Raw genomic sequence first — 26621 nt, 5'->3', positions numbered from 1 at the left:
CAAGTTACCCAGAGGATCTATTGTCATGCTGAAATCATTTTCATTCATCGCAGCCCTGATAATCATAGCTGCACTTGCGCTGGAGGATGTCATTGAGCTGCAACTTGCCCATAAAAACAGAAATGAACAGCGAGTCGCCGTCTCTCTGCAAATAGCGACACTCAGGGCAAACATAGAAAAAGAAATCGTCGACAATCTGACGACCATCCATGGTGTTGCTGACTTCATTTCCGTCACTCCGGATATCGACCAGAAAAAATTCACCCAGTATGCATACGGGGCTCTTCACTCAAAAACACTCTTGAAAAATATCGGAGCAGCTCCAGATTTGATCATGTCTTTTGTCTATCCCATTAAAGGTAATGAAAAAATCATCGGAGTTGATTACCGGACCCTTCCCAAGCAGTGGCCTCAGGTCAAACACGTACGAGACTCTGGGAAAATGCTCGTAGCCGGACCACTCTCTCTCATCCAGGGCGGGACGGGCCTTATAGGAAGGGCACCGGTAGTCGTTCGAGAGGGCACGAAAGAAAAGTTCTGGGGGATAGTTTCTGCTGTCATTGATGCAGATCAACTTTTTGAAAGAGTGAATTTTTCCGGGCTGAAAGACCTGGACATAGCTCTTCGTGGAGTTGATGGGCAAGGTGAGCATGGCGAAATCTTCAAAGGGCGGGGAACGCTCTTTTCACCGGAGTCCGAATCGATAAAGATGTCTGTCAATCTTCCGTCCGGAAGTTGGATCATAGCAGCCGTTCCCAAAGAGGGTTGGATTACATCCAGTCCTATCTCGCCGTATTCCCGGCTTTTACTTGCCTCATTTACAGCGATCACCCTGGTTCTCACCTACAAGGGGATGAAAAAGAACCACGAAATACAACGAACACGGAAAAGCCTGAATGAAGCACAAGCCATAGCACGTCTTGGAAGCTGGGAATTGGATGTCAGGACAGATCGTTTATGGTGGTCCGATGAGGTCTATCGAATACTGGGAGTCGCCAAAGAGGATGTCACTCCCGTAACCGAAGAGTTTTTTTCCATGGTCCACCCGATTGACAGAGAAACGGTCGAAAAGGAATTCCATGATGCAATACTCAACCAGGAACCGTATTCGCGCGAGCACAAAATAGTTCGTCCCAACAAGGAAATACGGGTCATTCATGGGCAAGGAAAAGGAGAATACGATACTGCCGGGAAACTTATACGCACCACGGGAACGATCCTTGATGTTACGGAACGCGCAGTGGCTCGTGAGAAACTCCGAAACGAACAGGCCAAAATCAAGGCCATGGCAGAGGCTTCCTATGATTCACTGGTTATGGTGGACGCCAAGGGTATTGTCCTCTTCTGGAGCCCTGCTGCGGAGACCATGTTCGGCTGGTCCAATGAAGAGGCCATCGGAAGCGAGATTCATGATCTCATAGCTCCCCTTCATTATCATGAGGAAGCCAAGTCAGGACTCAAGGAATTCGCATTGACCGGAACTGGAAAGGTCATGGAATCAATCATGGAATTCGATGCACTTCGAAAGGATAAAAGCATTATTCCTGTTGAGCGCTCGGTCAGTTCTTTCCAGATAGACAATGATTTTTTTGCAGTGGGAATACTTCGCGACGTCACGGAACGGAAAAAACTTGAGAAAGAACTGACACTCCTAGCCAGAACAGATAAAATGACAAGCCTCTACAACAGAGGCTATTTCATGGAACTGGCAGAACATGAAATAGACCGATCCCTCCGCTATAACACATCCCTGGCCATCATTATGTTTGATGCTGACAAATTCAAAAATATCAATGACCAATATGGACATGATATCGGCGATAAGGTGCTTATAAGAATCGCTGAAACCGTCACTTCCGTGGTCCGTAAGGCAGATGTCGTCGGTCGACTGGGAGGGGAGGAATTTGCAGTACTCCTCCCTGAAACTTCCATGCTCGACGCGCAAAAGGTAGCAGAAAAGATTCGTGTGCGTATTCAAACGGAATCCATAGCAACCCCAAGGAGCGGCAATGTCAGTTGTACCGTCAGCCTGGGAATAGCTGAATTCAACGAGAGCATAGGCGATGTCGAATTGCTCCTAAAACTGGCGGACACAGCTCTCTACAGAGCCAAGGCCGCAGGCCGCAACCGCTGGGAATGCGCCACCATGAACGACTATCACTTCAATATCTGAATCTGGGAAAAAGGCATTCTCCCTCTTTCTTTTTCAAACACATACAAACAAAAAAAGGCGGCCTACGATTCTCATCGTAAGCCGCTCATTTCATTCTGGTAAGGCGGGAACGCAAATCAAGAGTCTAAGCATTAGTATTTATTAATAAATTTAAATTCGATTTTATTATCTACTCACAAATCTACTCACAACGGCATTTTTTTCATTTTCTTTTCATGCCCTTTAAGGACTAAAGAAATTACTCGCGCACGCACGCGTATTGCTATCGAAACTCCCTCCCGCGCATAGTGACTATGGAAAAACCTTCGTATGATTCAAGCCCCACTCACGCGCGCGCGTGTAGGTCAGAAAACCCTTCATTCCGGTCAAGAAACTCCCCGCCTTCCGCCCTCCCTAGCCATTGCCATTCCCTTGTATTTGCGCCATATCCATATCAATTGATGCATACATGGCACCGAGCCACTACATACGCATGTTGACGCAGGAGCAAAGCCACCCATGACCGCCCTTCAAAAGATACTTGAGACCTACCGCGAAGCCTCTACCACCGAGCGTGAGAAAGGCACCTACTTTGAAGAGTTGACTATCTGCTATCTTAAAAATGAAGCAACTTACAAAGACTTGTACAGTGACGTGTGGATGTATTCCGAATGGGCCGAGCTTGAGGGGCTTGATAAGCAGGACACCGGCATTGACCTTGTAGCAAAAACGCGAGGCACGGAAGAATTTCACGCTATCCAGTGTAAACTCTACGCCGAAAGCCATACGATTCAGAAAAGCGACATAGATAGTTTCTTTACCGCTTCCGGCAAAAAATATTTCACGAATCGTATTATCGTTTGCACCACGAACAAGTGGAGTGGTCCCGCTGAAAAGTCTCTCAGTGATCAATTCCCCCCGGTCAACAAAATCGACCTGCACGACCTAGAAAATAGTCAAATCGACTGGTCACAATACCAACCCGACACCGAGCCAGTCCTTAAAGAGAAATACGGTCTTCGTGACCACCAGCAAGCCGCCTATGATGCCGTTGAAAAAGGCTTAAAGACGGCAGATCGTGGCAAGCTCATTATGGCTTGTGGAACCGGCAAGACGTTCACCAGCTTGAAAATTGCCGAAGGATTGGCAGGTAAAGGTAAACGCGTCCTCTTTATGGTACCGAGCCTTGCCCTGCTTTCCCAGACCCTCACGGAATGGACACAACAAAGCGTCACGCCCCTGCATAGTTTTGCAGTGTGTTCTGATAGCGACGTGGGCAAAAAGCGCAAGAAAGACGACGACAGCGTACAGGTGTTTACCCATGAGCTGCGCTACCCGGCCACTACGCAACCCGATAAGCTGGCACAGGAAATGGACAAACGTCACGACAGCCAGCACATGAGTGTGGTGTTTTCCACTTATCATTCCATCGACGTTTTGAATGCGGCCCAATATGAACACGACTTGCCGGAATTCGACCTGATTATTTGCGATGAAGCGCATAGAACCACCGGCGCAACCTTTGCCAATGACGATGAATCCAACTTCGTCAAAGTCCATGAAAATCGTTTCGTGAAGGCGGCAAAGCGTATCTACATGACCGCTACCCCACGCCTCTATGGGGATACTGCAAAGGCCACTGCCGAGCGCGACGACATTGTTCTTTGCTCCATGGATGACGAAAAGCAGTACGGCAAAGAACTGTACACCATTAATTTCTCGGAAGCCGTCAAACTCGGTCTGTTATGCGATTATAAAGTGCTGGTCTTGTCTGTTGATGAAACCCATGTCAGCCGCCGTATTCAAGACCTGCTCAAATCCAAAGACAATCAGCTTAAAGTTGACGATGCCGCAAAGATCATCGGTTGCTGGAAAGCCCTTTCAAAACAAGATGTGACCGACGACCTTGTGGACGATGCCGCCCCCATGAAACGGGCCGTTGCCTTTTGCCAAGTAATCGAGATTGCGAGGAACGCGAGGAAACACAAGGTTAGCTCGAAAAACATTGCGAACATGTTTCAAAAGGTTGTGAAGAGCTATCAGGAATCCGAGACTGAAGAGCTTGTATCGAGCCTCACTTGTGAAGCCGACCATGTAGACGGCTCCATGAACGCCAGCACTAAGGAAAGTAAACTCGACTGGCTCCGGGCCGAATCGTCGGAAAATACCTGCCGCATACTGAGCAACGTCCGTTGTCTCTCCGAAGGCGTGGACGTTCCCGCGTTGGATGCCGTCTTGTTCCTCACTCCCCGCAACTCACAGGTTGACGTGGTTCAGTCCGTGGGCCGTGTCATGCGAAACGCTCCGGGCAAGAAGCGTGGCTATGTCATTCTTCCCGTGGTTATCCCGGCAGGCAAGAAGCCCCATGAAGCTCTGAATGACAATGTGACGTATAAAGTCGTTTGGCAAGTATTGCAGGCCTTGCGTTCGCACGATGACCGCTTTGACGCCATGGTGAATAAAACAGATCTGGTCGGGCCTGATACCCAAAAGATTGAGGTTGTCACCATTACCGACAAGATCAATGCAAAGACCGCTGCAAAGTTGGGCAGCACTGGAAAAGGTTCACAGACCATAGGCGAAGCCGAAACACCCCGGCGCGATCCGGTGGCAAAACAGCTCACGTTTGAAATAAGCGACTTTGAACGCGCCATTTATGCCAAGCTGGTAAAGAAATGCGGCAACCGCCACCACTGGGAAGACTGGGCCAATGATATTGCCAAGATTGCCCAGACCCATATTAGCCGGATTCACACGATTCTCGCCGACGAAACCCACGTCAAGGAACGCAAGGCCTTTCACGACTTTGCCGAAGAATTGCGGGACGATCTCAATGACTCCATTAGTGACGAAGAAGTTATTGAAATGCTGGCTCAACACCTCATTACAAAGCCGGTCTTTGATGCCTTGTTTGAGGGCTATAGCTTTGCCAGCAACAACCCTATTTCACAAGCCATGCAAGGGGTCTTGGATTCCTTGGAAGAGCATAGGCTGGACAAGGAAGCCGACACGCTGGAACGGTTCTATGAAAGCGTTAAATTGCGGGCTTCCGGTATCGACAACGCCGAAGGCAAACAGAAAATCGTGGTCGAACTCTATGACAAGTTTTTCCGCAATGCCTTCCCGAAAATGACTGAACGCCTTGGCATCGTGTACACGCCCGTCGAGGTGGTTGATTTTATCATTCATAGCGTCAATGACGTGCTGAAAAGCGAATTCGGGCAGACCCTCGGCAGTGAGGGAGTGCATATCATCGACCCTTTCACCGGGACTGGTACTTTTATTACCCGCCTTTTGCAAAGTGGTTTGATTTCACCCGAACAACTCCCCCACAAGTACAAGTATGAGATTCACGCCAATGAAATTGTATTGCTCGCCTACTACATAGCGGCCATCAATATTGAAGCCGTTTACCATACGCTTATGGATGGTAAGGATGAGTACCAACTTTTTGAAGGTATTTGCCTGACAGACACTTTTCAGCTGTACGAGAAAGAAGATTTGATTAGCGCAATGCTGGAAGACAACAGCGAAAGGCGCAAGCGGCAGAAAGAGTTGGATATAAGGGTTATTATGGGGAACCCACCGTATTCAGAGGGGCAGGCAAGTGCGAATGATAATAATCAAAATGTGGTTTACCCCCACTTGGATGGGCGCATTCGAGGGACATATGCCGCCAACTCTAATGCGAAACTCTCAAAAGGACTATATAATAGCTATATCCGTTCAATTCGTTGGGCGTCGGACAGGATTGGCGATAGTGGAGTAATCGGTTTTGTTTCTGGCTCTGGGTTTGTAGAGAAGCCTGCTATGGATGGAATACGAAAGTGTTTGGCCGAAGAGTTCTCAAGCATATATGTTTTAAACTTGAGAGGGGATATTCGGAAAAACATGTTGAGTAAAGGGCGAGCGAAGGAAGGGCAGAATATCTTCGGCAGTGGTAGTATGACGGGTATTGCTATTACGCTGTTCGTAAAAAATGCCAGCACAAAGAAAAAGGGGCAAATCTTCTACCATGATATAGGAGATGATTTAAGCCAAGCTGACAAACTTGGGCGGTTAGTTGAACTTGATAGTCAAAGCAACATCCAAGCCATGGATGAATGGGCGACGATCTCCCCAGATAGTCACGGCGATTGGCTAAATTTACGAAATGACATCTTTTCTAAACATATTGTTCTTGGAGACAGAAAAGGTGATTCTAAACTGTTTGCCAACTATTCCCAAGGCCTTCTCTCTTCTCGTGACGCATGGTGTTATTCGTTCTCAAAGACACGACTTTTGAAAAACATGAAAACCATGATTGCCTGCTTCAGTGATGAAGTTGTGCGATTTAGTGAGGCCCATCAAGGGGAGACAACAAAAGAGCGCGCTTCAAAACTGAATGCTTTTTTGTTGTCTGATCCAACTCTAATCAGCTGGTCTGTAAACTTGAAAAAGGAAGTGCTGCGGGAGACTGATATTCAGTTTGATGCCACAAAGGTCCGTAGAACTATGTATCGTCCATTTGTAAAACAGTGGTTGTATATGGACCGGTGTTTAAATGAAAGAGTCCTCCAGATGCCTCGTTTTTTCCCGGACTATGACCCGGAGAACCTTGTCATTTGTGTGTCTGGTATTGGGGCCAGAAGTGGTTTTTCGGTGTTAATGGTTGACTCCGTGTCAAACTTCCATTTCCTAGATACTAGCCAATGCTTCCCCCTTCACTACTACGAGGAAAATCAGCCTCCAAAAAAACAAAAGCAAGTTGGTTTATTTGATGAGCCTCGGTCAAATGATAAGAAGCATGTTAAGCGTGATGGACTTACTGACAGCGGCCTGAATGAGTTTCGAGATGCTTATCCCAACGAGACAATCAGTAAAGAAGATGTTTTCTATTACGTTTACGGTCTTCTTCATTCCCCAGATTACCGGGGGCGATTCAATAACAATCTGGCTAAAGAACTTCCTCACATTCCGTGCGTCAAAAGTGCAGTTGACTTCTGGGCCTTCAGTAAGTCGGGCCGAGGACTGGCCGACCTGCATCTCAACTATGAAACGGTTGAGCCGTACCCGTTGACCATGGACACCGGCGACAAGAAGCTTGAGGACAAGCACTACCGTGTGGAGAAGATGAAGTACGGCAAGAAGAAGGACAAAACCACGCTCATATACAACGCTCACATTACGCTGAAAGATATCCCTCTTGACGCCTATGACTACGTTGTGAACGGCAAACCGGCCCTCGACTGGGTAGTGGAACGCCAATGCGTCAAGACGGACAAGAAATCCGGCATCGTGAATGACGCAAACGACTGGGCAATCGACACCATGAACAACCCACGCTACCCGCTGGAATTGTTTATGCGCGTTATCACGGTGAGCCTCGAAACAATGAAGATCGTAAACGGATTGCCGAAGCTGGATATCTAGGCTTCCTTTTATAGACGGGAAATTCATGCGACCAACGTATATAAACACGCGCGTATTGCTCCATAAACTCTTTTTAGGGAGTCCGAAAACTCCTTTTTACCGGGACAACAAACTCATGCAAGGCCACTTTCCCACATTTGCCGAGAATCGCCCCTTACGAATTCTCCCCAGTGTGCGAACAGCCGAAAGCCGAAGCAGAAGGAAACGCCTTACTGCGTAACTATCTCTATAACACCATAGTTACCACCCTATCCCAAAAGCTCTTTATTGCGGCGCACTGTCAGCCGTGAAAGGTTCGCCTCTCTTGCTACACTTGAAATAGAAATAGTTCCCCCGCGCTCAAATATCTGATTGACAGATTCTTTGATTTTATCGCGGGTAGCTTGATTGCGTTTGCCATGAGCATAATATGCTCCCTCGCTTTGCCGCGCCCTTGTCTCCTCGGCCCGCTCCTCATCGGTCCACTGCGAACAGATCGGACTAAAGCCCAACGCGCCGCGCTCTTTCCCATAATCAGCCAGCCATGATTCATTACGACGTTTCCAAACCCACTTGGCAATGGATTTCGCCTTACCCAAAACATTAGCCGCCGGTTCCCGCTTGCCGAACTCAACAGCGATAGCGTCTTGATTGTAACCATTCAGGTATTCCCAAATGGCATTTTGCAAATGGTCCCTATCCGGCGAAACCTTAAAATTCTTATAAGCCCACTGTTGACCGACATGAAATAATAGACTGTCCGGGCTGGTAGGTTTCGGCTGTTCTGCTTTTGCCCGGTTCCGTTTCCCTTTGCTGACAAGCTCCACATGCTTTTGTAGTTCATCAAAAGTATATTTTCGGTCATTCCAAAACGTGTATTTTTTCCAACGGTCCGAAAGTGGATTCTTGCAATTGAATTCATTGTAACCAGTATCGGCACAAAGGCGATGCCGATACGCCGCCAGGATAGCTTGAAAGAACTCATAGGCTTTAACCGAAGAATTCCCATTCGGCTTGATCACCGGCGTTGCCAGCTCATACCCATACAAGGCATGCAAGTTTCCCGGCGTCACAACAACAAATGTAGGATGAGGCAAGCTCTCTTCAAGCCACCGACAACCGGCCCCCTCTTCATCAAGGTCCAAAAGCAGGTAGTTGTGTACATTCGTCGGCAAGCCAACATATGGCGCCTTGTGGATGACTTTTCCTTTGTATCCCCAATACGGCGTAGCCTTGCCATGCCCCCATTGAAGTTTGGACAACAGATATTCAAAGAACCGCCGCTCTGGTGGCGTCCAGTCTTCCACCAGACATTACGCCCCACCTTCATTTGAAAGGCGATCAATCAACGCCCGGATATCCTCCACACGCCATGCGGTTGTACGCGGTGCCAACTTCACACCCTTGGGATAACGGCCCTCGACAATACCTTTCCACCACGCGGCCTTGCACACCGGGATAATTTGCAGAACTTGCGGAAGACGAACGAAACCAGTTTCGGGAAGAGTAATAGACATAAAAAAGCTCCTTTGGGTTTTCTTGTTCCAAAAGAGCTAACAACGGAGTTTAATTGCGACACGAGCAAAGAAATTGATTTATTCTAGTGTTTCTTTTCCCGTCATAGTTTGGGGTTCTGACAACAGTTGTTTCATCCTATGCTCTTTGGGCATGTCGCACCCCAAAGCAACCAACGTTTGCCAGAAAATATAGTGAAACTCGCCATGCCATTCTTCATGCTCCCTATTACGTTTGGTGAAATTCGAATGTGCATTTTTCCCTGTTGTCTCATAGTAAAATCTTTCCATTCCAATAATAATTTCTTGTTCAAGCCAAAGGGTTACGCCCTTGCCTACAGAATAAAGATTATCTTGAGCGCATCTAATTGCTGCTCTCACCCTATCAAGACTTACAAAAACACTGTCATAATCGCTAGCACTCATCCCTAGCGCAACACGAATATGGTCATCTTCCCTACACGCTATTAGGCGAGACTCAAATTGGTTATGAACCGATTCAAAAGAACTCAACTCTGCAACCCGATCTTGCCTTTTTTTCTCGCCATAAATAAGTTTTTTGTCCTCTTTTCTTGAAACCCATGAACGAACAAGGCGTGACAAACGCTGCTCATCTGCACTTGATAACTGAATATCACATTCCTCAAATGCATTTAGGACAATTTGATATTCCTCATCGTATTCGCCTTCATAATGAGCGCGAACAGGCAGTTTGCCGCTTCCCATATTATACTCCACTACCGCTAGCTGACTTCAAAGGAATAACCTTACCCCCGGCCTTCACCCCATCCAGCCAGTCAGCCCACGCTTGCATCATTTTCTTACGTTCCACCAAATGCTCGGCGTAGTTGTAAGCCGCCCGAACTCTGTTTGCCTCCACATGGGCAAGCTGCCGTTCAATATGGTCAGGATGGAACCCCAATTCGTTAAGGTTGGTTGACGCCATGGAGCGAAAGCCATGCCCCGTCATTTCGTCCTTGGTGTACCCCATACGGCGTAGCGCGGCGTTAATGGTGTTGTTGCTCATGGGCCGAGCCGAGGACCGTTCAGACGGAAAGATATAGCCACCATGACCAGTAACCAATTCAACCTCTTTCAATACCTCGACAGCTTGACGAGAAAGCGGAACAACATGAGGCCGCTTCATCTTCATTTTCTCGGCAGGTATGCGCCACTCCTTGCCTTCATAATCGATTTCCGACCATTCGGCATGGCGAAGTTCCCCCGGACGTACAAACGTAATTGGAGCAAGTTTCAAGGCGCAACGAGTAACAAGGCTCCCTTGATATTCGTCTATGGCCCTCAGAAGGCCACCTATGCCTTTAGGATCGACAATGCTAGCTCGGTGTATCTCTTTGGTAGGCGGCAAGACTCCGGCAAGGTCAGGAACGGGATTGTGTAGAATCAAACCCATTGCGACAGCGTAACGCATGATCTCGCCAATGATATTTTTTACACGGTGGGCAGTGTGAAGTTTTTCCAGACTCTCAAGACGAAGAACCACGCGGCGTATTTGTGGAGCGTCCACCTTGTCGATGGGGAGAGAACCTATCAATGGAAAAACATGACTTTCAAGGCGGGCTAGTTTCCGAACGCCGGTTTGCTCAGCCCATTTTTGCTTGAACTTGGCAAACCATTCACGGGTGACAGTTTCAAAGCTATCCTTGCCGCTTGACCTCGCGTCCTCTTCTTTTTTTACAAGCGCAGGGTCGAAGCCTTCCCGTAAACACCGCTTCCACTTTCTGCATTCGTCACGAGCCTGTGCAAGGTCAACATCCGTCAACTTTCCCAAGGCCATCATTTTGCCTTTGTCGTTGTAACGATAACGAAGCCGCCACAACTTGGAACCCGTTGGCGTAACCTCAAGACAAAGGCCCTCGGCGTCTGCCACACGGTATAGCTTTTTCTTCGGTTTCAGCGATGCTATTTTCTTGACTGTCAGGGGCATAAGAAACCTCCTCTGCCAATGTGAGTAGATTGGCTTGATTCTCCCGATCTACTCACAGGCCTACTCACACAATTGTGAGTATGTCAATGGACCTAGCTGGACAGCACTAGATCAACAGACAAAGAAAAAGCCCCTTATATTAGGGGCTTTAGAGACAACTTTGGGCGTTGTCGGATTCTCATATGGTACCAAGGCGGGGACTTGAACCCCGACGGCCGTGAAGCCGGCGGATTTTGAATCCGCTGCGTCTACCAATTCCGCCACCCTGGCACGGGAGCGCTCTTCATAGGTCAGGGTGGGGCTGAATGTCAACACTCTTGTGACAATCAACACTCAATAGCTGCTGTCTTTTTACAGTGCATCGAAAAACAGCAGAAGACGACTCTCTCAAACAGCAGCTCTTCTTGCCATAATCCTTGTCAGCCAAGACTCTTGGTGCTAGCACATTCCAACGTATTTTCCTCTTTGAATGAAAAGGACACGCCATGCTCCCTCTCGGCTCAATAGTGAATGCCATCGCCATTATCGGAGGATCAGCCATCGGATGCTGGTTGCAATCCCGTTTCCCCGAACGAATCCGTGCGATCGTTTTTCAGGGCCTCGGCCTCAGCGTCTTGCTCATCGGCATTCAAATGGCTCTCAAAGTTCAAAATATACTTATCGTCATATTCGCCGTACTTTTGGGCGGCATCACAGGGGAACTCCTCCGACTCGACACCGCGTTTGAAAGATTGGGAAACACATTCAAAAAACTTATCAAGTCGAGAAATCCTCAATTTACAGATGGGCTTATCACGGCTTCCCTCATCTATTGCATCGGAGCCATGGCCATCATCGGTGCGATCGAAGAAGGCATGAGCGGTGATCCGACCGTTCTCTATACCAAAGCCATTCTGGATGGTTTTGCCTCTGTCGCTCTAGCTGCCACCTATGGTTCCGGCGTTCTCTTTTCCTTCATCCCGGTGCTGATTTATCAAGGTGCCATGACCATCGGCGCGAATTTCTTCCAACAGTACTTCTCCGAAATAATGATTGCTCAAGTCACGGCATGTGGTGGACTGCTTATCGTCGGCATCGCCATCAACTTGCTCAAGCTTACCGAGATCAAACTCGCCAACCTGCTTCCTGCCCTCGGCTTTGTTGTTCTTCTGACCGCTCTCTTCGGATAAAAAAAGCCTGCCTCCTTCGAGACAGGCCATGATACCTTTTCCCCATCCACTTCACTTAGCTGTGGCTGGCTCTGTTTTTTTCTTGCTTGCACACCCACCACAGCCGCCTGCTTTCTTGAGATTCTCATCCGGTTCAACAACACGAATGTCATCCTCTGAATCAAGCTGATCATTTGCCATGGCGTATTCAATTACAGCATCAAAACACTTCTGCGCCTCTTCCACCGACAGGAACTCTGCCGTCACGCAGTTTTGAAATTCGGGTTTATCAAAAGATTTGGCCCAATCCTGATTTTGCAGATGTGTCCATGCACCGATATGAACAACGGTAATAGGTTTGTTGACCTGCCGCAAACTCACTTCCCACTTGGTATACGCTTCCATATCATCCAAGGTCTCCGCAGGCTCGGAAGCATGCGTCGCACTCGCCTGGAATGAAGCCACGATTTTCAAACCGATCTGCAACTCCTTGAAGAATCGGCCAAACATTTCGTGTCGGGATGCTTCAACAAGATATTTCCTGAAATCTTTCGCCATTGTTTTCTCCTTTCAGAACCATGCAACAAATTTGCAGGATAGTCGCTCAATTTTCTCACGGTTTCAAGGGGTTTTCAAGAACCGGAACCCAAGACAGCAAGGACCAGAGGGAGTGACACTGCGGAAAGGACCGTTTGCATGGTAATGATCATAGCCATGACACGATGGTCACCCCCCATCTGGCGGGCCAGAATAAATGCTGAAACCGAAACGGGAATCGCAGTATAGATAAGAGCCGCATCTCGAGCACTCCCCTCCACGCCCAAGCCAACACAAAGTCCCCAGGCCACCAATGGAAGAAGGATGAGATGAACACCCGAAGCAATGGTCACAGGGAGAAGTTGCTCCCTGACGCCATCAAAACGCAACCCGGCACCCACAGCCAGAAGTCCCAGAGGCAATGCGGCCTTCCCTAAAATAGACAGCAAATCATGCAGGACCAAAGGGATCGGGACACTAAAACCATTCAGAAAAAAACCGAGGACACAGGCAAGTATGAGCGGATTTTTGGCCAGTTCCAATACGATCCGTTTCGTCCCTTCACCAGGGGTTCCATGGCGACTGAGAACAAGGACACACAGGACATTGACAAGAGGAATAAGCGTTAAAAGCACAACAGCCGACAGGGCCATCCAATGTGGCCCAAGCAGGGCTGCCGCAGCTGATAACCCGACATAGGTATTAGGCCTGATAGCTCCTTGAAAAACAGATGTAAAAGCTGGCCCGGTCATTTTGAGTAACGAACGCAAAAACAGCAGGCCTCCTGCGGCAAAGCATACAGTCAGAAATACTGCGGCAGCCAACATTGTTGCCGAATCATCAAAATTCCGCCCGACCAAACCTCCGACCAAGAGAGCCGGAAAGAGCACATAATAGGTGAGTCGTTCTGAAACCGGCCAAAAATTCGTACCGGGAAAGTCGAGGCGGAACAGGATGAAACCAAGGAGAATCAATCCGAAAATGGGTGCGATGGCAAGAGCTATGGGCGACATGACGCAGACGCTACTCCTATGCCTGCAACAATGGCAAGAAAAACGAAAAGCCGACACAAGGTCGACTTTTCTCACTGCTCATTGTCATCAAAAAGAGCGCACTGTCATTTTATTCAGGGACACTTTCCATACTGGCCCACTTTGGCTCATGCAGAGGCAGAACATAATCAGCCATGGTCTTGGCCTTCAGCAAGATATCGTAAGCATCGGCCGGGCCGGTATTGGTTCCGGGCGGAATGACCTCCATCTCCATGGCCTTGACTTCCCTTGGAGGTTCGAGGTTTTCGAGAATGGTACAAAAACCACAGATCAGGACTGAGCCTTTGTCGGTCTCGACCTTGACAGACATGCCGCCCAAGGTATGGGCCGGGGTATGGATCATGGTGATACCGGGAACAACTTCCGTATCTTTGTTCACCGTCACGATCTGCCCATTATCCTTCACATCGTCAATGTAGTCCTCAAGATAGCGGAAATCCAGGGGGTGAGGATTATATGCGGACTCCAGTTCCTTTTCATGCACATACACCTTGGCATTGACACATTTATAATCATTTTCACAATGATCATTATGCAAATGGGTATGGATGACGATGTCAATATCTTCCGGCTTGAGACCATACTTGTCCAGCCCTTCCTCGAAAGTGTAGATTCTGCCCCCGATTGCCTTTTCTCGTTCCTCGGAGATAATGGGCTGCATTTCGCCGGTGTCCACAAGAATTTTCTTGTCCCCTCCCTCAATATACCAGGTATAAATAGGAATAGTATACGGTGTGCCGTATCCTTGCTGATAGGTCATCATTCCTTTGTCGAACTCTTTGGTCCCCATACAGATAGGGTGGACTATATACGTGCTCATGCTTCACCTTGCGGTTAAAAAATTCGAGTGAGAAGAGGAACCTCCGCCCTTTCGTCAGGAGGGGGGGAGCGACCCTTTGTCAAAAAGGGTGTGCCCATATGATAAGTCCAGCAAGAAAAAAGTCCAGTTTCGCAACACCGCTCCAAAAAACAACCTGAATGACTCTTTTATGAAAAGAAGCTGTCAGGTCACAAGACCGGAGCCATGGCCTTAAAAAGGGGAAAAGAACAAAGCCTACAGCTGATTGAAAAAGGGAATTCCCACTCTCTAGGAGGGATTGGCCGATCATGAGACCTTATGGAGCAAAGAAAGGTTCGCCTCTTCCCAAAGAGTCTCCTCCAGCTTCAGACAGGAAGCAGCCCTGAATCCCAGCGAGTCAAAATCTGCCAACAAACCGATATTTCTAATATACATGACTTGACCCCTCATCTCGAAGCCGATACGTATTTACATTACAAAGGCTGTGTATTTTCACACGGCGCGAGGAAGGACTCGCAGCATTCGTCATAAATCGCTTCGAGGTGTCAACACCTCAGCGTCTATCTAGTTTGAGAGTTCTGTAAGGAGAGCAGCATGAACGTTGAACTGGCAAAGCCCTTTATCAAAGCAGCAGTCGATGTATTGTCCACAATGGCTTTCATCAAGCCAACCGTCGGCCGCCCATATGTGAAAAAGGACAATCTCGCCGCAGGCGATGTCTCCGGCATGGTCGGCATCACCGGAGAACAGAATGGGAGTGTCTCCCTATCCTTTTCCCGAGGATGTGCGGTCGCCATCGTCAAGAACATGCTGGGCGATGAGATCGAAGATATCATGCAGGACGTCAAGGATGCCGTAGGCGAATTGACAAACATGATTTCAGGCCAGGCCCGTGCGGGACTGGCAGAAAGAGGCCTTGTTTTTCAGGGGTCCACTCCCACCGTGGTCATGGGTGACAACCACACTATTTCACATATGGCGAAGGCTCCGATCATGGCGATCCCCTTCACGACACCAGACGGCAACTTCACCATCGAGTTTTGTTTCGAATAGACCCTTTGTGCACGACAACTCGTGGAGACTCACATGGCGACACTAGACGATTTCCGTAACAAAGAATTCCTGGATCAAATCACGATCCTCAACGAGATATCCGGCAGCAAAGACCCTGATACCTTACCGGATTTGGTGGAACTGTTGAAGGCCCCAGTGGGTGACACCTCCATAGATTACATGGTGGTCAATGCACTCAATGCAGTCCTGTCCGGCAACGAAAATAAGGTCATAGAAGGCCTGACGGACGATCATGACGGATACCGTATCCTGTGCATCAGGGTTGCAGGGGAGCATGCTTTTTCGCACGCGGCCGGGCCGTTGATGGATATTGCCAAAGCTGAAAAAGATGCAGACCGCCTGATGGAGGTACTGACCTCCTTGGCACGCATAGCCGCCCCTGAAACAACTCCGGTCTTCCGCACCCACCTCCAGCACGAGGACCCGTTCATCAAATCCTCCTGCATCGAAGCGCTTGGAAAACTTGAAGATATTGATTCCATTGATTCTTTCAAGACCTTGATCGTTGAAAGCGAAGCCCCTGACCGCTACGAGATTTGCGATATCACCACATGGAAAGCAGTCGAAGCCCTGGCAACATTCTCACGGGAAGATACCATCCAATTCCTGGTTGAGAAACTGCACCACAAGAATCCCACAGTCAGACGTATCATAACCGATGCCCTGACCTCCATCGGTGCACCAACCATCCCCGCACTGTTCAAGACCTTTGAATCAGGCGGCACGGATGACAAGATTCTCTGCGCCAATGTTCTTGGTTTTGTCGGAGACAGATCTGGAGCAGATGGACTTGTTGCCGCATTTGACAAGGGAATGGCAGAAGATCTGAATGTTCGCTATGCCGTGTATGAAGCACTTGGTCGCATCGGAACAATGAAAGGGATCATCTGTCTGGTAGATGGCCTTCAGGAAGAAGACGAACTCATTCTCATGGCGGTCATCGGCGGTCTGGAAAAACATGTCAATCCGGGCATGGTCTCCACTTTGACCAAACTGATAGACAAGGGTGATGACCAAGGAGCCAAGCTCGCCAAAGCGGTTATTTCATCCAAGGCAACGACCATCTTCAAGGCGCTGTACGAAGATGAAAAAGCGGGCAAGGCCTTGATCAATGCCCTGAACACTTCCAAAGACTCCGACATAATCGACGAATTCAGGAATCTCCTCAAGGAGATAGGCACTGACAGGGCACAGGCCGATATCGATACATTGCCGGTTGTTTTCTCCGGTCTTCGCAAAGCCCTTGCTGCGGATGATTCCCGCTCCATGTGTGCCATGCATCGCGCCATCCTGACCGATCTTGAATTCTCCCCATATATCGCCGGAAATGGTGAAGAGGCCTACGACTATGTCGAGCAGGGAGAAATATTTGATATTGTCATCACAGATATGAACATGCCGGTCATGGATGGTATGGAGTTGGTTTCCAAGCTGCGCAATACTCCTGGCTACGAGAATATTCCTATTATCATGGTGACGACGGAGTCCGAAGCCTCCCAGCAAAACATGGCTGAAAAGGCCGGAGTCACGACATTTGTAACAAAACCGTTCAAACCAGAGACCCTCAAGGAAAAGATTCTGGAAGTCTTGAGTTAATTTATCCCTCTCAAGAAGGACAGTCCGAATTCACCACAGAAATTCAGGTATCATATCCCAGACGCGTAAAAAAATCAGACGTGAATGTGGTATTCCTCCATATTCACGTCTATTTTTTTTACACAAAGTCCTGTTCCAGAGCGACTCTGAGAAGTTCAAGACGACATAAGAAAGCCGAATCGGACTTTCTTTGGCAAATTCTCAAAAAGCCTCCAGCGAATCACCACTGTCATCAGCCTGACAGCCGATGCCCCGTAAAAAATCGATCACTATGCCGGAAATTTCTCTGGAGTACAGCATCCAGACGTGACTCATGGGAGAACACAGCGATTCCTCCCACCCCTCCCGGTTCACTTGGAGAGAAGTAAACGGGTACACGAAATCATCGACCGGTGAGAAGAGCGAAAGCCGCGGGCAATGGGCATCTGGTGCCGCACTGGCAGCAACGGGTATGGTGCCGCCTGGGAGTAATCCCCGAGCCATCGCATTAAAGCCACAATGGGCAAGGTCCGAACCTCCGTGCGGGGAGCCAAGAGTCACAACCCCTGCGATTCGGTCCCAATAACGTGGATCACCTATGGCCTTTCGAATCACCAGACCTCCGAGGCTATGCCCCACAAGAGCAACAGTCCCACCTGGATGGCGACGCAACAGGACATCCAATCGAGCGCGCAGTCCGTCCACTGCTCCCTGGAAATCGCCGGTCATGGTTCCATACTGATATGTATGAACATTGACTATTCCGGCCTCCCGCAAGCGATGCTTCATAATCAACCAGGCAGAGGCATTGTGAAACAAACCGTGAACCAATAAAACCGGCGTGTCTTCTCCAAGAGTTTCCTTGCCGCCCAAAAAACCGAGGGGGTACAGGGGAATAACAAAAAGATCAGCCAGCCCGGCAGTCCATACTCCTTTGAGAAGGGGGAAAAGAAGTCCGTTGAATCGCTTTCGAATGTCGCCCAGAGTGCCTGCACGCCAATTGGAAATGATAAACCCCGTGTAGCGCAAAAGAGGGCCACCGAGAGCAATAAAAAGGAAAACATATATCACGTATACCAACATCTCTGCATGGTACGCTGTCCTGTCCAGGAGTCAACAGCCCTCCGACTTTGTTGCCAAATCACAAATACCATATCCCCACTTGCCCAGATTGGCCGACGGTTGTACCGTGCCTGCTCAACAAACAAGGAAATGTCATGTCACAAACCACTCTCTGTCTCGATATCGGTAGCGGCACTCAAGATGTTCTTCTCTATTCTCCCGACATGGAGGTTGAGAACTGCCCCAAATTTGTCATCCCATCCCCTGCTCTCCAAGTCGGCAAACGAATAGCGACTTTCACCACACACAAGGAAAACATCTGGCTGCACGGTCGAAATATGGGTGGCGGAGTCACTCGATTCATCAGGGCACACCAAAAGGCCGGGCTGAAAGTCGCTTCCAGCGAAAGTGCAGCTTATACCATAGCCGATGATCTGACCCGAATTTCCGGTTCCGGGATTCAGTTGAGCGAGACGTGCCCGGACGGCTTCACTCCGGTTCTCCTGACTGACTTTGATGAACAATGGTGGCGCAATTTTCTGGAAGCGGCAGAATTACCCTGGCCTAACAGCATCACAGCCTGCGCACAGGACCACGGATTCCATCCGGGAGAATCCAATCGCATGGGGCGGTTCAAACTCTGGCAGTCCCTGCTCACTGACATGGGTGGCCACCCGGAAGCACTGGTTTATGACACTCCCCCCCCCATGCTGACCCGCCTTGTCGATCTTCAGGAAGACATCAATGGTGGACCGGTGGCTGACACCGGTGCAGCAGCGGTTCTTGGCGCACTCTTTGTCGATGAAATAGAAAAGCATAGCCAGGACACCGGTATTACTCTCGTCAATATCGGCAATTCTCACCTCATTGCATTTTTACTTTATGATGGGCGCATACATGGAGTTTATGAACAACACACCGGATGCGTCGATGGGGCCAAACTCTGGGCTGACCTTGAAAACTTCCGATGCGGCTGTCTCTCATTTGATCAGGTTTTCGAAGAGAAAGGGCACGGATGCCTGACGCTTGACCTCCCGCCCGAGGCAGGGAATTTTCGCCCGACATATGTTTTGGGTCCCAGACGATCCATGTTGAGCGGATACGATGTCTCATTCCCGGCACCTGGTGGAGATATGATGCTTGCCGGATGCTTCGGACTTATCAAGGGGCTTGCCATGCGATAGAAAAACTGTGTTTCCGAAGCAGAAAATCGTTCCTTCCGCTAGGCAGAAAATCTCGGACATGCTAAGACTCGTATCAACGCAACTATACAGCGAGGAGTCGCCATGCAACCGAAATTTTACATGTTCCTTTTATCCTTTTTTGTGATCGTCCCCTTTTTCACCCCCACCCAGTCGGCCAACGCCGGTTGGGCAGATACCCTTAAAAAAGTCGGCACAGAAATGGCTGACGAAAAGGCCAAGAAATCAGGCCTATCCTATACATCCTCCGAAGCCGTCTCCGGGATCAAAGAAGTCCTTTCTCAGGGAACAGACTATGGCACCTCCATTCTCAGTTCAGCGGGCGGCTTTTCGCAAAACTCAGAAACAGCATTGTCACTCCCCAGTGGGCTGAGCGCCTTGACCAGCCTTGGCGGCGATTCATCCGGCCTGCTTTCTGCTCTCAATACCGCTGCTGAAAACTCCGTTCCAGAGACAAGTGATCTCATCATGTCTGCCATCAGCGATACGGATATCACGGAAACTTCCGACCTGCTTGACGGTGGGGAGACAGCTATCACGCAATTTTTTGAATCACAGAGTCGCGATAGTCTCAAAACAATGGTTACACCCGTTGTGACCAAAAGCATTGAATCCGCAGGGGTCAATTCCTATCTCCAGCCGCTCATGGCTGCCCAAACCCTGACCGGTGGGGACAGTACTCTCTTTGACCCTGTGGATTACGTCTCGGAAAAGACCTTGGACGGCATGTTTTACTACATGGGAGTCAAGGAGAAAGAAATCAGGACATCAGGCGCAGCTTCAGCTTCGAGCCTCCTGCAAAAGCTTTTTTAAGGAGATCTCATGAACAAACCAATTAAGATAGGACTCTCTATCGTCGGAGTACTCCTGTTTCTTCTGATCACGGCGGCGGTCATTCTCGTGGCAACCGTGGACCCCAATGAATACAAGGCCGAAATTGCCCAGGTGGTCAAAGATCAGACAGGCAGAGAACTCACATTTCAGGGAGATATAGGTTTCACCTTTTTCCCCTGGCTTGGCCTTGAAGTCGGACCGGTTTCCCTGGGAAACAGTCAGGGATTTGCTCCGGCTGAAATGCTCAGTATCAACAAGGCATCCGCATCAATTATGATCATGCCTCTTTTCTCAGGGGAGATAACTCTCGGTCAAGTTGAACTCGATGGATTCACATTGAATCTTGCCGTCAACAAACAGGGCGTCACCAATTGGGCAGACCTTACACATAACGAATCCACACCAGCAGCCACGGAACCAACTCCTGAAGCCGCTGCCACAGACGAAAACGAAGGAACAGGTGTCTCTCTGCAAAAACTGTCCGTGCAGGGTGTCACCATTACCAATGCCACGGTTCTCTATGATGACCAGGCCTCAGGAAAAACACTCTCCCTGACCAATCTCGATCTCATCACAGGAGAGGTCGGCAATGGGATAGCCACACCCGTTGACCTGACATTTGACCTGAAACTTGATGATCCTAAAATAGAAACTCGCCCCCAATTCAGTGCGGTCGTCCTTCTTGACCACGGGGCTGGGACAATCAGGCTTGACGAAATTATCATGGACGCTTTGGGGCTTCACCTCAACGGGAATGCCTTTGTCACGACAAGCCAACAAAATATCAGCTATACTGCGACACTGAATTTGACCGAAACAAACCTCAAAGCCGTCCTACAATCCTTAGGAACCACGCTTGAGACCACAGACCCTTCTGCGTTGACCAAAGTCAGCGCAGCTCTCAAGCTCTTGGGCAGTACGGATTCTGCCTCGCTCGAGTCTCTGGCTATCAAGTTGGATGACACCACCGTCACTCTTGACGGATCAGTCCGAAACTTTGCTCATCCGGCTTTGGAGGTCAACGTCGACATTGATGCCATTGACGTAGATCGTTATCTGCCACCGGCAGCAGAGCAATCCGAAGAGTCGTCCATGCAGACAAAACAGACTGAGACACCATCTCCGGCAGTCGAACCCGACTTGAGCGCTCTTCGTTCTCTCAATCTGACGTCAAAAATCACAATCGGGAAAATCAAGGCCATGAATCTGACTGTAACCGATATCCTGTGCGAAACCACAGCGAGCAACGGGGTTGTCACCAGCAATCCGATTTCGGCCAAACTCTACGATGGCAGCCTCAAGGCTTCATCCATCCTCAATGCGAATCCCCGTTTGGCTTCATGGAAGGAACAGGCCACGCTTACCGATGTTCAAGCGGGACCACTACTCAAAGATATGACCGGAACAGATCCGCTCCTCGGAACAACTGTCGTCAAATATGATCTTGTCGGTTCCGGCCTGACCCCTGACACCATCAAAAAAAGTCTCGGCGGCACAGCATCCTTCGCTTTCACCAACGGAGCGATCAATGGCATCAACATTGCCAAGATGATCCGCAATGCATTTAATGTGCTCAAGGGAAAAACCACCAGTGACGATCAATCGGAGAAAACCGATTTTGCCGAATTGCTTGGCAGCGCCAACATCCGGCAAGGACATGTCACCAACAACGATTTGCTCATGAAATCACCATTACTTCGTGTCACGGGAAAAGGATGGGCAGACTTGCCCGATAATACAGTCGATTACCTGAGCACAGTCACTGTCGTTGGCACATTGAAAGGCCAGGATGGAGCTTCTATCGAAGAATTGACAGGACTCCCCCTCCCCATTTCTATCAAAGGCTCGCTGGACGCACCTCAGATAGGATTGGACACCAAGGCCCTGGCTGAAGCGCTCTTCAAAGGGACATTCAAAAAGGGAACCAAAGGCTTGGAGGAAACACTCAGAAATTCCATCCTTGGCGGGAGTAAAAACACAGACACGGAAACCCCAAAGACACCGGGAGATTTTATCAAAGGACTCTTCTAAACTGGACAACCCTCTTCAAGGCCGGGCAGTTTTTCCTGTCCGGCCTTTTATTATGCCTATAAAAACACAATCTCCTCGAAATCGTCACGATCAAGGAGCGCGTTCGCAGTATATGATGAGAAATTATACGAGGAGGTTCTTCATGTTTCGTTTTCTGATTGCTTTCATCATCACTCTGTCCACTTCCGTCAGTTCAGTCCTTGCGGCAGAACCCGTTATCCAAAAATTTGATATTGAAATCCCCAAGGAATTTATGGTTCCCTATTCCGGAGTCTATACAAAGAGGTTCCCTCAAGGATTCACCCTCGGGATAGGGTCAGGATTGTGCTATGTCGGCAAGGCCGCTGACGGTGCCCGAGTTTTCTATGCTATTAGCGATCGTGGACCGAATGCCGATGCACCGACATATGAGGAGAGTGGCAAAAAGATCAAAACGAAAATGTTTGCCACTCCTCAGTACACCCCATCGTTCGGCGCAGTTCGGGTGCACGACGGCAAAGCTGTTCTTTCCAGCCTCATCTCACTGAAAAATGAAAACATGGTGCCGATCAGTGGCCGTCCAATCCCGCAGGGACTCGTGGGGTCGACCGGAGAAACACCCCTTGATGATTCCCTCACCAAACTCGACTTTGACTCAGATGGACTTGATACAGAAGGCATCGCCATTGATCGCCAAAACAAACATACCATATGGATATGCGATGAATACGGCCCTTTTATCGCCAAGGTAGACAGTAATACTGGTCGTATTCTCAAGAAATATGCCCCAGGAAAAGAGCTGCCCGCTATAGCGACTTCTCGCCAACCCAACCGAGGCTTCGAAGGCATAGCCGTGACTCCCTCGAACAAAGTACTGACTGCGATCCAATCAGTTTGTGATGTCGATGGAAAAATCAAAAAATCAAAAGCGACATTTATTCGTCTTCTCCTTCTTGATCCGGAAACAGGAACCGTCAAACAGTATGCGTACCCGCATAACAGAGATGACTACAAACACTCCCGCGATGCAAAAATTGGTGATCTTCATGCGCTTTCCGAGACCCAGTTCATATTGATTGAACGGGGAAAAAATGCTGATGGGAAAACTCGTATCCCATTCTATGTGATTGATATTGCCGATGCGACGGATATTTCAGGTATGAAGACATCCGATGGAAAGGAACTCGAAACACTTCATAAGAAAAAAGCTCTTGAGGATATGGGCATCCATTTCGTTAAAAAAACGAAAATCGTGGATATTAAAGACCTTGGATGGAAACCGGGCAAAGCGGAAGGAGTAGCACTCCTGCCAGACAAGCGAACTCTCGCCATCACATCAGATAACGATTTTGGTTTTACTTACAAAGTCATCAACCCAGTCAAGGATGACAATGGCAAAACCGTCAAGAAGATCACTGCCTATACTGTCGATTCAACAGGTCAGGTCAGTTACAAGGGGACACCTGTGGACACCAAGGTAGAATTGGTCCCTACACAGGCCGCTTCGAAACTTTGGCTCGTCACACTGCCCAAGAAAGTAGATGAATATTAGAACAGGAATATAAAACTCTAGAAAGGCCGCTCGCAACCGAGCGGCCTTTTCCTGTGACTCCAAATCCCTTAAAACCGAAGAGACAAACAACTGAGTCCGCCATCCAATTTTCTGAATTCGGACATATCCAAAACAATGATTGAGGAAGTCACTTTCTCTACCGCTTGAAGCGTTTTGGGAAATCCTTTAGGGACCAAAACGGTCTCATTGATAAGCAAACAATTCCTGGCATACGCTTCCTCATCTTCAACCACGATGGTATCAAATCCCGCGAGAACAGGGGACTCTGCGAAAAAAGGAGAGACCAAGAGAGTATTCTTCCCAATATAGTTGACATCGGTTTTGAAGTGCAAGCTTGGCCCACAAGGAAGAGCCTTCCAGTCATACCCAAACTTTTTGACCGCAGCTCCGAGAGCTTCAGCTCCTGCCATGTTTGTCCGCCTGGACAACCCGACGTAAAACATCTTGTCGATTTGAAGGACGTCACCGCCTTCAAAATTGGCTGGGGATTCAACTCGTACAAGTGGCTTGAAACCAGCCAACACAGGTTCAAGCGAGACCTGCTCTCCTTGACGACTCGGTGCCCCCAAAGGGGCGATCACTGCGACATCTTGGCAAACAACAGCTGTATCCTCCACAAAGCAACAGTCTGGATATCCTTGTTCCGGTTCAAGTATTGTGACGGCAAGCCCCAAGCTAGACAAAGCCGAACAATAAGCATCATGCTGCTTCAAGGCCAGATCATGGTCCGGCGTCCCCAAGTTAGCGGTGGTAATCCCGTTCACCATTTCAGGTGAAGGTCTCCGTGTGATTGCGTGTGTGAACATGATTCCTCATTACAAAAAAAGAACCGAACCGGGAAGCACTTTCAGGTCTCAAGTCTAGATCCGTTTGCTTGAGTAACCCCTTCCATAAAAGAAATGATCCTCCATATCGCTGCTCCTCTGCCTTTTTGTTATGTATTGTCGCTGCTGTTTAGTGGCGATTCAGGGCATTGGCGACGGCAGTGGGGAGATGCGCCTTCCATGGGGATATGTCTGGACGCGGAGAGTTGCTGGTTCACTCTCTGAAGCGAACAGGGAGGGGTGGTCTCTGGAGGTGGCGAGGAGAGCACTAAAACGAGAGTGACTCTGTGGTATTCAGTCATTGTATTGAGGGTCAACTTAGTGTGGGAAAGCATTGTGTGTGGACGGGGAGTGCGGAGTACGTGGGGACGAACTGGAAAAACAAGTGAGCTGTTTGTTGCTGGCGATGCCGGGGAAGTTTCAGATTTTGGAAACTGGTGGGATAAGTGGCGGGGTGTTCGGAAGAAGAACAAGGAAAAGCCCCTGATTCGTATGAATCAGGGGCTGAAATATTCCTTGGCACCGACCTACTTTCCCACACGCTACCATGCAGTATCATCGGCGATGGAGGGCTTAACTACCGGGTTCGGAATGGGACCGGGTGTACCCCCTCCTCCTTGGGCACCAAGAAAATCTGGTGAACCGGAAGGGTTCAAATATATAAGTCAATAGGGAGAAGAGAGAATTCCATTAATGTAAAATAAGCCGCACGATCTATTAGTACTGGTCAGCTGAACAACTCACGCTGCTTACACCTCCAGCCTATCAACCTTGTAGTCTTCAAGGGATCTTTAGGGACTAATGTCCAGGGAGAACTTATCTTGAGGCTGGCTTCCCGCTTAGATGCTTTCAGCGGTTATCCGTACCGAACATAGCTACCCTGCAATGCCACTGGCGTGACAACAGGAACACCATAGGTTCGTCCACCCCGGTCCTCTCGTACTAGGGGCAGACCCTCTTCAATTCTCCTACGCCCACGGAGGATAGGGACCAAACTGTCTCACGACGTTTTAAACCCAGCTCGCGTACCACTTTAAACGGCGAACAGCCGTACCCTTGGGACCTGCTTCAGCCCCAGGATGTGATGAGCCGACATCGAGGTGCCAAACCGCGTCGTCGATGTGAACTCTTGGACGCGATCAGCCTGTTATCCCCGGCGTACCTTTTATCCTATGAGCGATGGCCCTTCCATGCGGAACCACCGGATCACTAAGACCAACTTTCGTTCCTGCTCGACATGTCTGTCTCACAGTCAAGCTCCCTTATGCCTTTGCACTCAACGGCTGGTTTCCAATCAGCCTGAGGGAACCTTTGCAAGCCTCCGTTACTATTTGGGAGGCGACCGCCCCAGTCAAACTACCCACCAGACACTGTCTCCAAGCCGGATGACGGCATTGGATTAGATATCTAAGTAATAAAGGGTGGTATTTCAAGGGTGACTCCACACACTCTAGCGAGCATGCTTCAAAGTCTCCCACCTATCCTACACATTATTAATCAAATACCAATGTCAAGCTGCAGTAAAGGTGCACAGGGTCTTTCCGTCCTTCCGCGGGTACCCAGCATTTTCACTGGGAATTCAATTTCACTGAGTCTCTGGTTGAGACAGTGGGGAGATCGTTACGCCATTCGTGCAGGTCGGAACTTACCCGACAAGGAATTTCGCTACCTTAGGACCGTTATAGTTACGGCCGCCGTTTACTGGGGCTTCGATTCAGAGCTTCGACCGAAGTCTAACCCCACCTCTTAACCTTCCAGCACCGGGCAGGCGTCAGTCCCTATACATCGTCTTACGACTTAGCAGAGACCTATGTTTTTAGTAAACAGTCGCCCCCCCCGATTCACTGCGCCTCAAGCGTGCTCAATAAGTAAATTACATCACACGTTCGAGTACCCCTTCTCGCGAACTTACGGGGTCATTTTGCC

18 protein-coding genes, 1 tRNA gene and 2 rRNA genes (1 of these 21 cut by a window edge) are annotated in these 26621 nt (G+C 49.1%); 9 read left to right on the top strand and 12 right to left on the bottom strand.

The window, feature by feature from the left end; translation table 11 throughout:
* Window positions 1–25: 25 nt before the first annotated feature.
* Together BN4_RS13165 and BN4_RS13160 are read left to right on the top strand one after the other, a co-directional pair.
* On the top strand, window positions 26–2173 hold the full coding sequence (locus BN4_RS13165) for a diguanylate cyclase (RefSeq protein ID WP_015415899.1): 2148 nt from the start codon (window positions 26–28) through the stop codon (window positions 2171–2173).
* 498 nt (window positions 2174–2671) lie between these two features.
* On the top strand, window positions 2672–7564 hold the full coding sequence (locus BN4_RS13160) for a DEAD/DEAH box helicase (RefSeq protein ID WP_015415898.1): 4893 nt from the start codon (window positions 2672–2674) through the stop codon (window positions 7562–7564).
* Window positions 7565–7812: 248 nt separating this feature from the next.
* Here BN4_RS13160 and BN4_RS13155 read toward each other — a convergent pair whose 3' ends face one another.
* From BN4_RS13155 to BN4_RS13135, 5 genes are all read right to left on the bottom strand, one after another.
* Window positions 7813–8805 (bottom strand): replication initiation protein, encoded by a 993-nt coding sequence (locus tag BN4_RS13155; RefSeq protein ID WP_157871388.1) that lies wholly within the window; start codon window positions 8803–8805, stop codon window positions 7813–7815.
* Between the two features lie 51 nt (window positions 8806–8856).
* Complete coding sequence (locus tag BN4_RS13150) at window positions 8857–9060, bottom strand: helix-turn-helix transcriptional regulator (protein WP_015415896.1); 204 nt, start codon at window positions 9058–9060, stop codon at window positions 8857–8859.
* A 78-nt stretch (window positions 9061–9138) separates the two neighbouring features.
* On the bottom strand, window positions 9139–9783 hold the full coding sequence (locus BN4_RS13145; protein ID WP_015415895.1) for a hypothetical protein: 645 nt from the start codon (window positions 9781–9783) through the stop codon (window positions 9139–9141).
* 1 nt (window position 9784) lies between these two features.
* The gene (locus BN4_RS13140) at window positions 9785–11005 is read right to left on the bottom strand and encodes a tyrosine-type recombinase/integrase (protein ID WP_015415894.1); all 1221 of its coding nucleotides are present in this window, start codon (window positions 11003–11005) and stop codon (window positions 9785–9787) included.
* Between the two features lie 183 nt (window positions 11006–11188).
* Window positions 11189–11275: transfer RNA gene (locus tag BN4_RS13135), tRNA-Leu, on the bottom strand.
* 215 nt (window positions 11276–11490) lie between these two features.
* On the opposite strand from BN4_RS13135, the gene BN4_RS13130 reads away from it, so the two are divergent.
* Entirely contained in the window at window positions 11491–12174 is a 684-nt protein-coding gene (locus BN4_RS13130; RefSeq protein WP_015415891.1) for a DUF554 domain-containing protein, read from the top strand.
* Between the two features lie 51 nt (window positions 12175–12225).
* On the opposite strand, the gene BN4_RS13125 is transcribed toward BN4_RS13130, so the two are convergent.
* The 3 genes from BN4_RS13125 to BN4_RS13115 all read right to left on the bottom strand — a co-directional run bounded on the left by BN4_RS13125 (window position 12226) and on the right by BN4_RS13115 (window position 14562).
* Window positions 12226–12711 (bottom strand): hypothetical protein, encoded by a 486-nt coding sequence (locus tag BN4_RS13125; RefSeq protein WP_015415890.1) that lies wholly within the window; start codon window positions 12709–12711, stop codon window positions 12226–12228.
* Window positions 12712–12785: 74 nt separating this feature from the next.
* Entirely contained in the window at window positions 12786–13703 is a 918-nt protein-coding gene (locus BN4_RS13120; protein WP_015415889.1) for an AEC family transporter, read from the bottom strand.
* A gap of 109 nt (window positions 13704–13812) precedes the next feature.
* Window positions 13813–14562, bottom strand: a complete 750-nt coding sequence (locus BN4_RS13115) for an N-acyl homoserine lactonase family protein (RefSeq protein WP_015415888.1) — start codon at window positions 14560–14562, stop codon at window positions 13813–13815.
* A 573-nt stretch (window positions 14563–15135) separates the two neighbouring features.
* Here BN4_RS13115 and BN4_RS13105 point away from each other — a divergent pair.
* Window positions 15136–15594, top strand: coding sequence for a chemotaxis protein CheX (locus BN4_RS13105; RefSeq protein WP_015415886.1), 459 nt, complete (start codon window positions 15136–15138; stop codon window positions 15592–15594).
* A gap of 33 nt (window positions 15595–15627) precedes the next feature.
* Complete coding sequence (locus BN4_RS13100) at window positions 15628–17211, top strand: HEAT repeat domain-containing protein (protein WP_015415885.1); 1584 nt, start codon at window positions 15628–15630, stop codon at window positions 17209–17211.
* 201 nt (window positions 17212–17412) lie between these two features.
* Here BN4_RS13100 and BN4_RS13095 read toward each other — a convergent pair whose 3' ends face one another.
* Entirely contained in the window at window positions 17413–18261 is an 849-nt protein-coding gene (locus BN4_RS13095) for an esterase/lipase family protein (protein WP_231856540.1), read from the bottom strand.
* A gap of 146 nt (window positions 18262–18407) precedes the next feature.
* On the opposite strand from BN4_RS13095, the gene BN4_RS13090 reads away from it, so the two are divergent.
* The 4 genes from BN4_RS13090 to BN4_RS13075 all read left to right on the top strand — a co-directional run bounded on the left by BN4_RS13090 (window position 18408) and on the right by BN4_RS13075 (window position 23850).
* On the top strand, window positions 18408–19436 hold the full coding sequence (locus tag BN4_RS13090) for a DUF1786 domain-containing protein (RefSeq protein WP_015415883.1): 1029 nt from the start codon (window positions 18408–18410) through the stop codon (window positions 19434–19436).
* 102 nt (window positions 19437–19538) lie between these two features.
* Entirely contained in the window at window positions 19539–20267 is a 729-nt protein-coding gene (locus BN4_RS13085) for a DUF4197 domain-containing protein (protein WP_015415882.1), read from the top strand.
* A gap of 9 nt (window positions 20268–20276) precedes the next feature.
* Window positions 20277–22319, top strand: coding sequence for an AsmA family protein (locus BN4_RS13080; RefSeq protein WP_015415881.1), 2043 nt, complete (start codon window positions 20277–20279; stop codon window positions 22317–22319).
* A 142-nt stretch (window positions 22320–22461) separates the two neighbouring features.
* Window positions 22462–23850: an esterase-like activity of phytase family protein gene (locus BN4_RS13075; RefSeq protein ID WP_015415880.1), complete on the top strand. Its 1389-nt coding sequence runs from the start codon at window positions 22462–22464 to the stop codon at window positions 23848–23850.
* Between the two features lie 68 nt (window positions 23851–23918).
* Here the strand turns inward: BN4_RS13075 and BN4_RS13070 are convergent, their stop codons facing one another.
* The 3 genes from BN4_RS13070 to BN4_RS13060 form a co-directional block, all read right to left on the bottom strand.
* The gene (locus tag BN4_RS13070) at window positions 23919–24677 is read right to left on the bottom strand and encodes a dimethylarginine dimethylaminohydrolase family protein (RefSeq protein WP_015415879.1); all 759 of its coding nucleotides are present in this window, start codon (window positions 24675–24677) and stop codon (window positions 23919–23921) included.
* A 532-nt stretch (window positions 24678–25209) separates the two neighbouring features.
* Window positions 25210–25324: ribosomal RNA gene (gene rrf / locus BN4_RS13065) — 5S ribosomal RNA — on the bottom strand.
* Between the two features lie 67 nt (window positions 25325–25391).
* Window positions 25392–26621 (bottom strand): 23S ribosomal RNA (locus BN4_RS13060); it runs 1708 nt beyond the window's last position.

The organism is Pseudodesulfovibrio piezophilus C1TLV30 (genome assembly GCF_000341895.1).
Lineage (GTDB): Bacteria > Desulfobacterota > Desulfovibrionia > Desulfovibrionales > Desulfovibrionaceae > Pseudodesulfovibrio > Pseudodesulfovibrio piezophilus.
The sequence above is the reverse complement of the archived record's forward strand: the minus strand, read 5'-3'. Positions and strand labels throughout refer to the sequence as shown.

Coding starts and splice junctions, on each gene's coding strand:
- BN4_RS13160 (WP_015415898.1), top strand. CDS start 2,672: ATGACCGCCCTTCAAAAGATACTTGAGACCTACCGCGAAGCCTCTACC.
- BN4_RS13070 (WP_015415879.1), bottom strand. CDS start 24,677: ATGTTCACACACGCAATCACACGGAGACCTTCACCTGAAATGGTGAAC.
- BN4_RS13100 (WP_015415885.1), top strand. CDS start 15,628: ATGGCGACACTAGACGATTTCCGTAACAAAGAATTCCTGGATCAAATC.
- BN4_RS13145 (WP_015415895.1), bottom strand. CDS start 9,783: ATGGGAAGCGGCAAACTGCCTGTTCGCGCTCATTATGAAGGCGAATAC.
- BN4_RS13130 (WP_015415891.1), top strand. CDS start 11,491: ATGCTCCCTCTCGGCTCAATAGTGAATGCCATCGCCATTATCGGAGGA.
- BN4_RS13105 (WP_015415886.1), top strand. CDS start 15,136: ATGAACGTTGAACTGGCAAAGCCCTTTATCAAAGCAGCAGTCGATGTA.
- BN4_RS13075 (WP_015415880.1), top strand. CDS start 22,462: ATGTTTCGTTTTCTGATTGCTTTCATCATCACTCTGTCCACTTCCGTC.
- BN4_RS13090 (WP_015415883.1), top strand. CDS start 18,408: ATGTCACAAACCACTCTCTGTCTCGATATCGGTAGCGGCACTCAAGAT.
- BN4_RS13085 (WP_015415882.1), top strand. CDS start 19,539: ATGCAACCGAAATTTTACATGTTCCTTTTATCCTTTTTTGTGATCGTC.
- BN4_RS13140 (WP_015415894.1), bottom strand. CDS start 11,005: ATGCCCCTGACAGTCAAGAAAATAGCATCGCTGAAACCGAAGAAAAAG.
- BN4_RS13150 (WP_015415896.1), bottom strand. CDS start 9,060: ATGTCTATTACTCTTCCCGAAACTGGTTTCGTTCGTCTTCCGCAAGTT.
- BN4_RS13115 (WP_015415888.1), bottom strand. CDS start 14,562: ATGAGCACGTATATAGTCCACCCTATCTGTATGGGGACCAAAGAGTTC.
- BN4_RS13080 (WP_015415881.1), top strand. CDS start 20,277: ATGAACAAACCAATTAAGATAGGACTCTCTATCGTCGGAGTACTCCTG.
- BN4_RS13165 (WP_015415899.1), top strand. CDS start 26: ATGCTGAAATCATTTTCATTCATCGCAGCCCTGATAATCATAGCTGCA.
- BN4_RS13120 (WP_015415889.1), bottom strand. CDS start 13,703: ATGTCGCCCATAGCTCTTGCCATCGCACCCATTTTCGGATTGATTCTC.
- BN4_RS13125 (WP_015415890.1), bottom strand. CDS start 12,711: ATGGCGAAAGATTTCAGGAAATATCTTGTTGAAGCATCCCGACACGAA.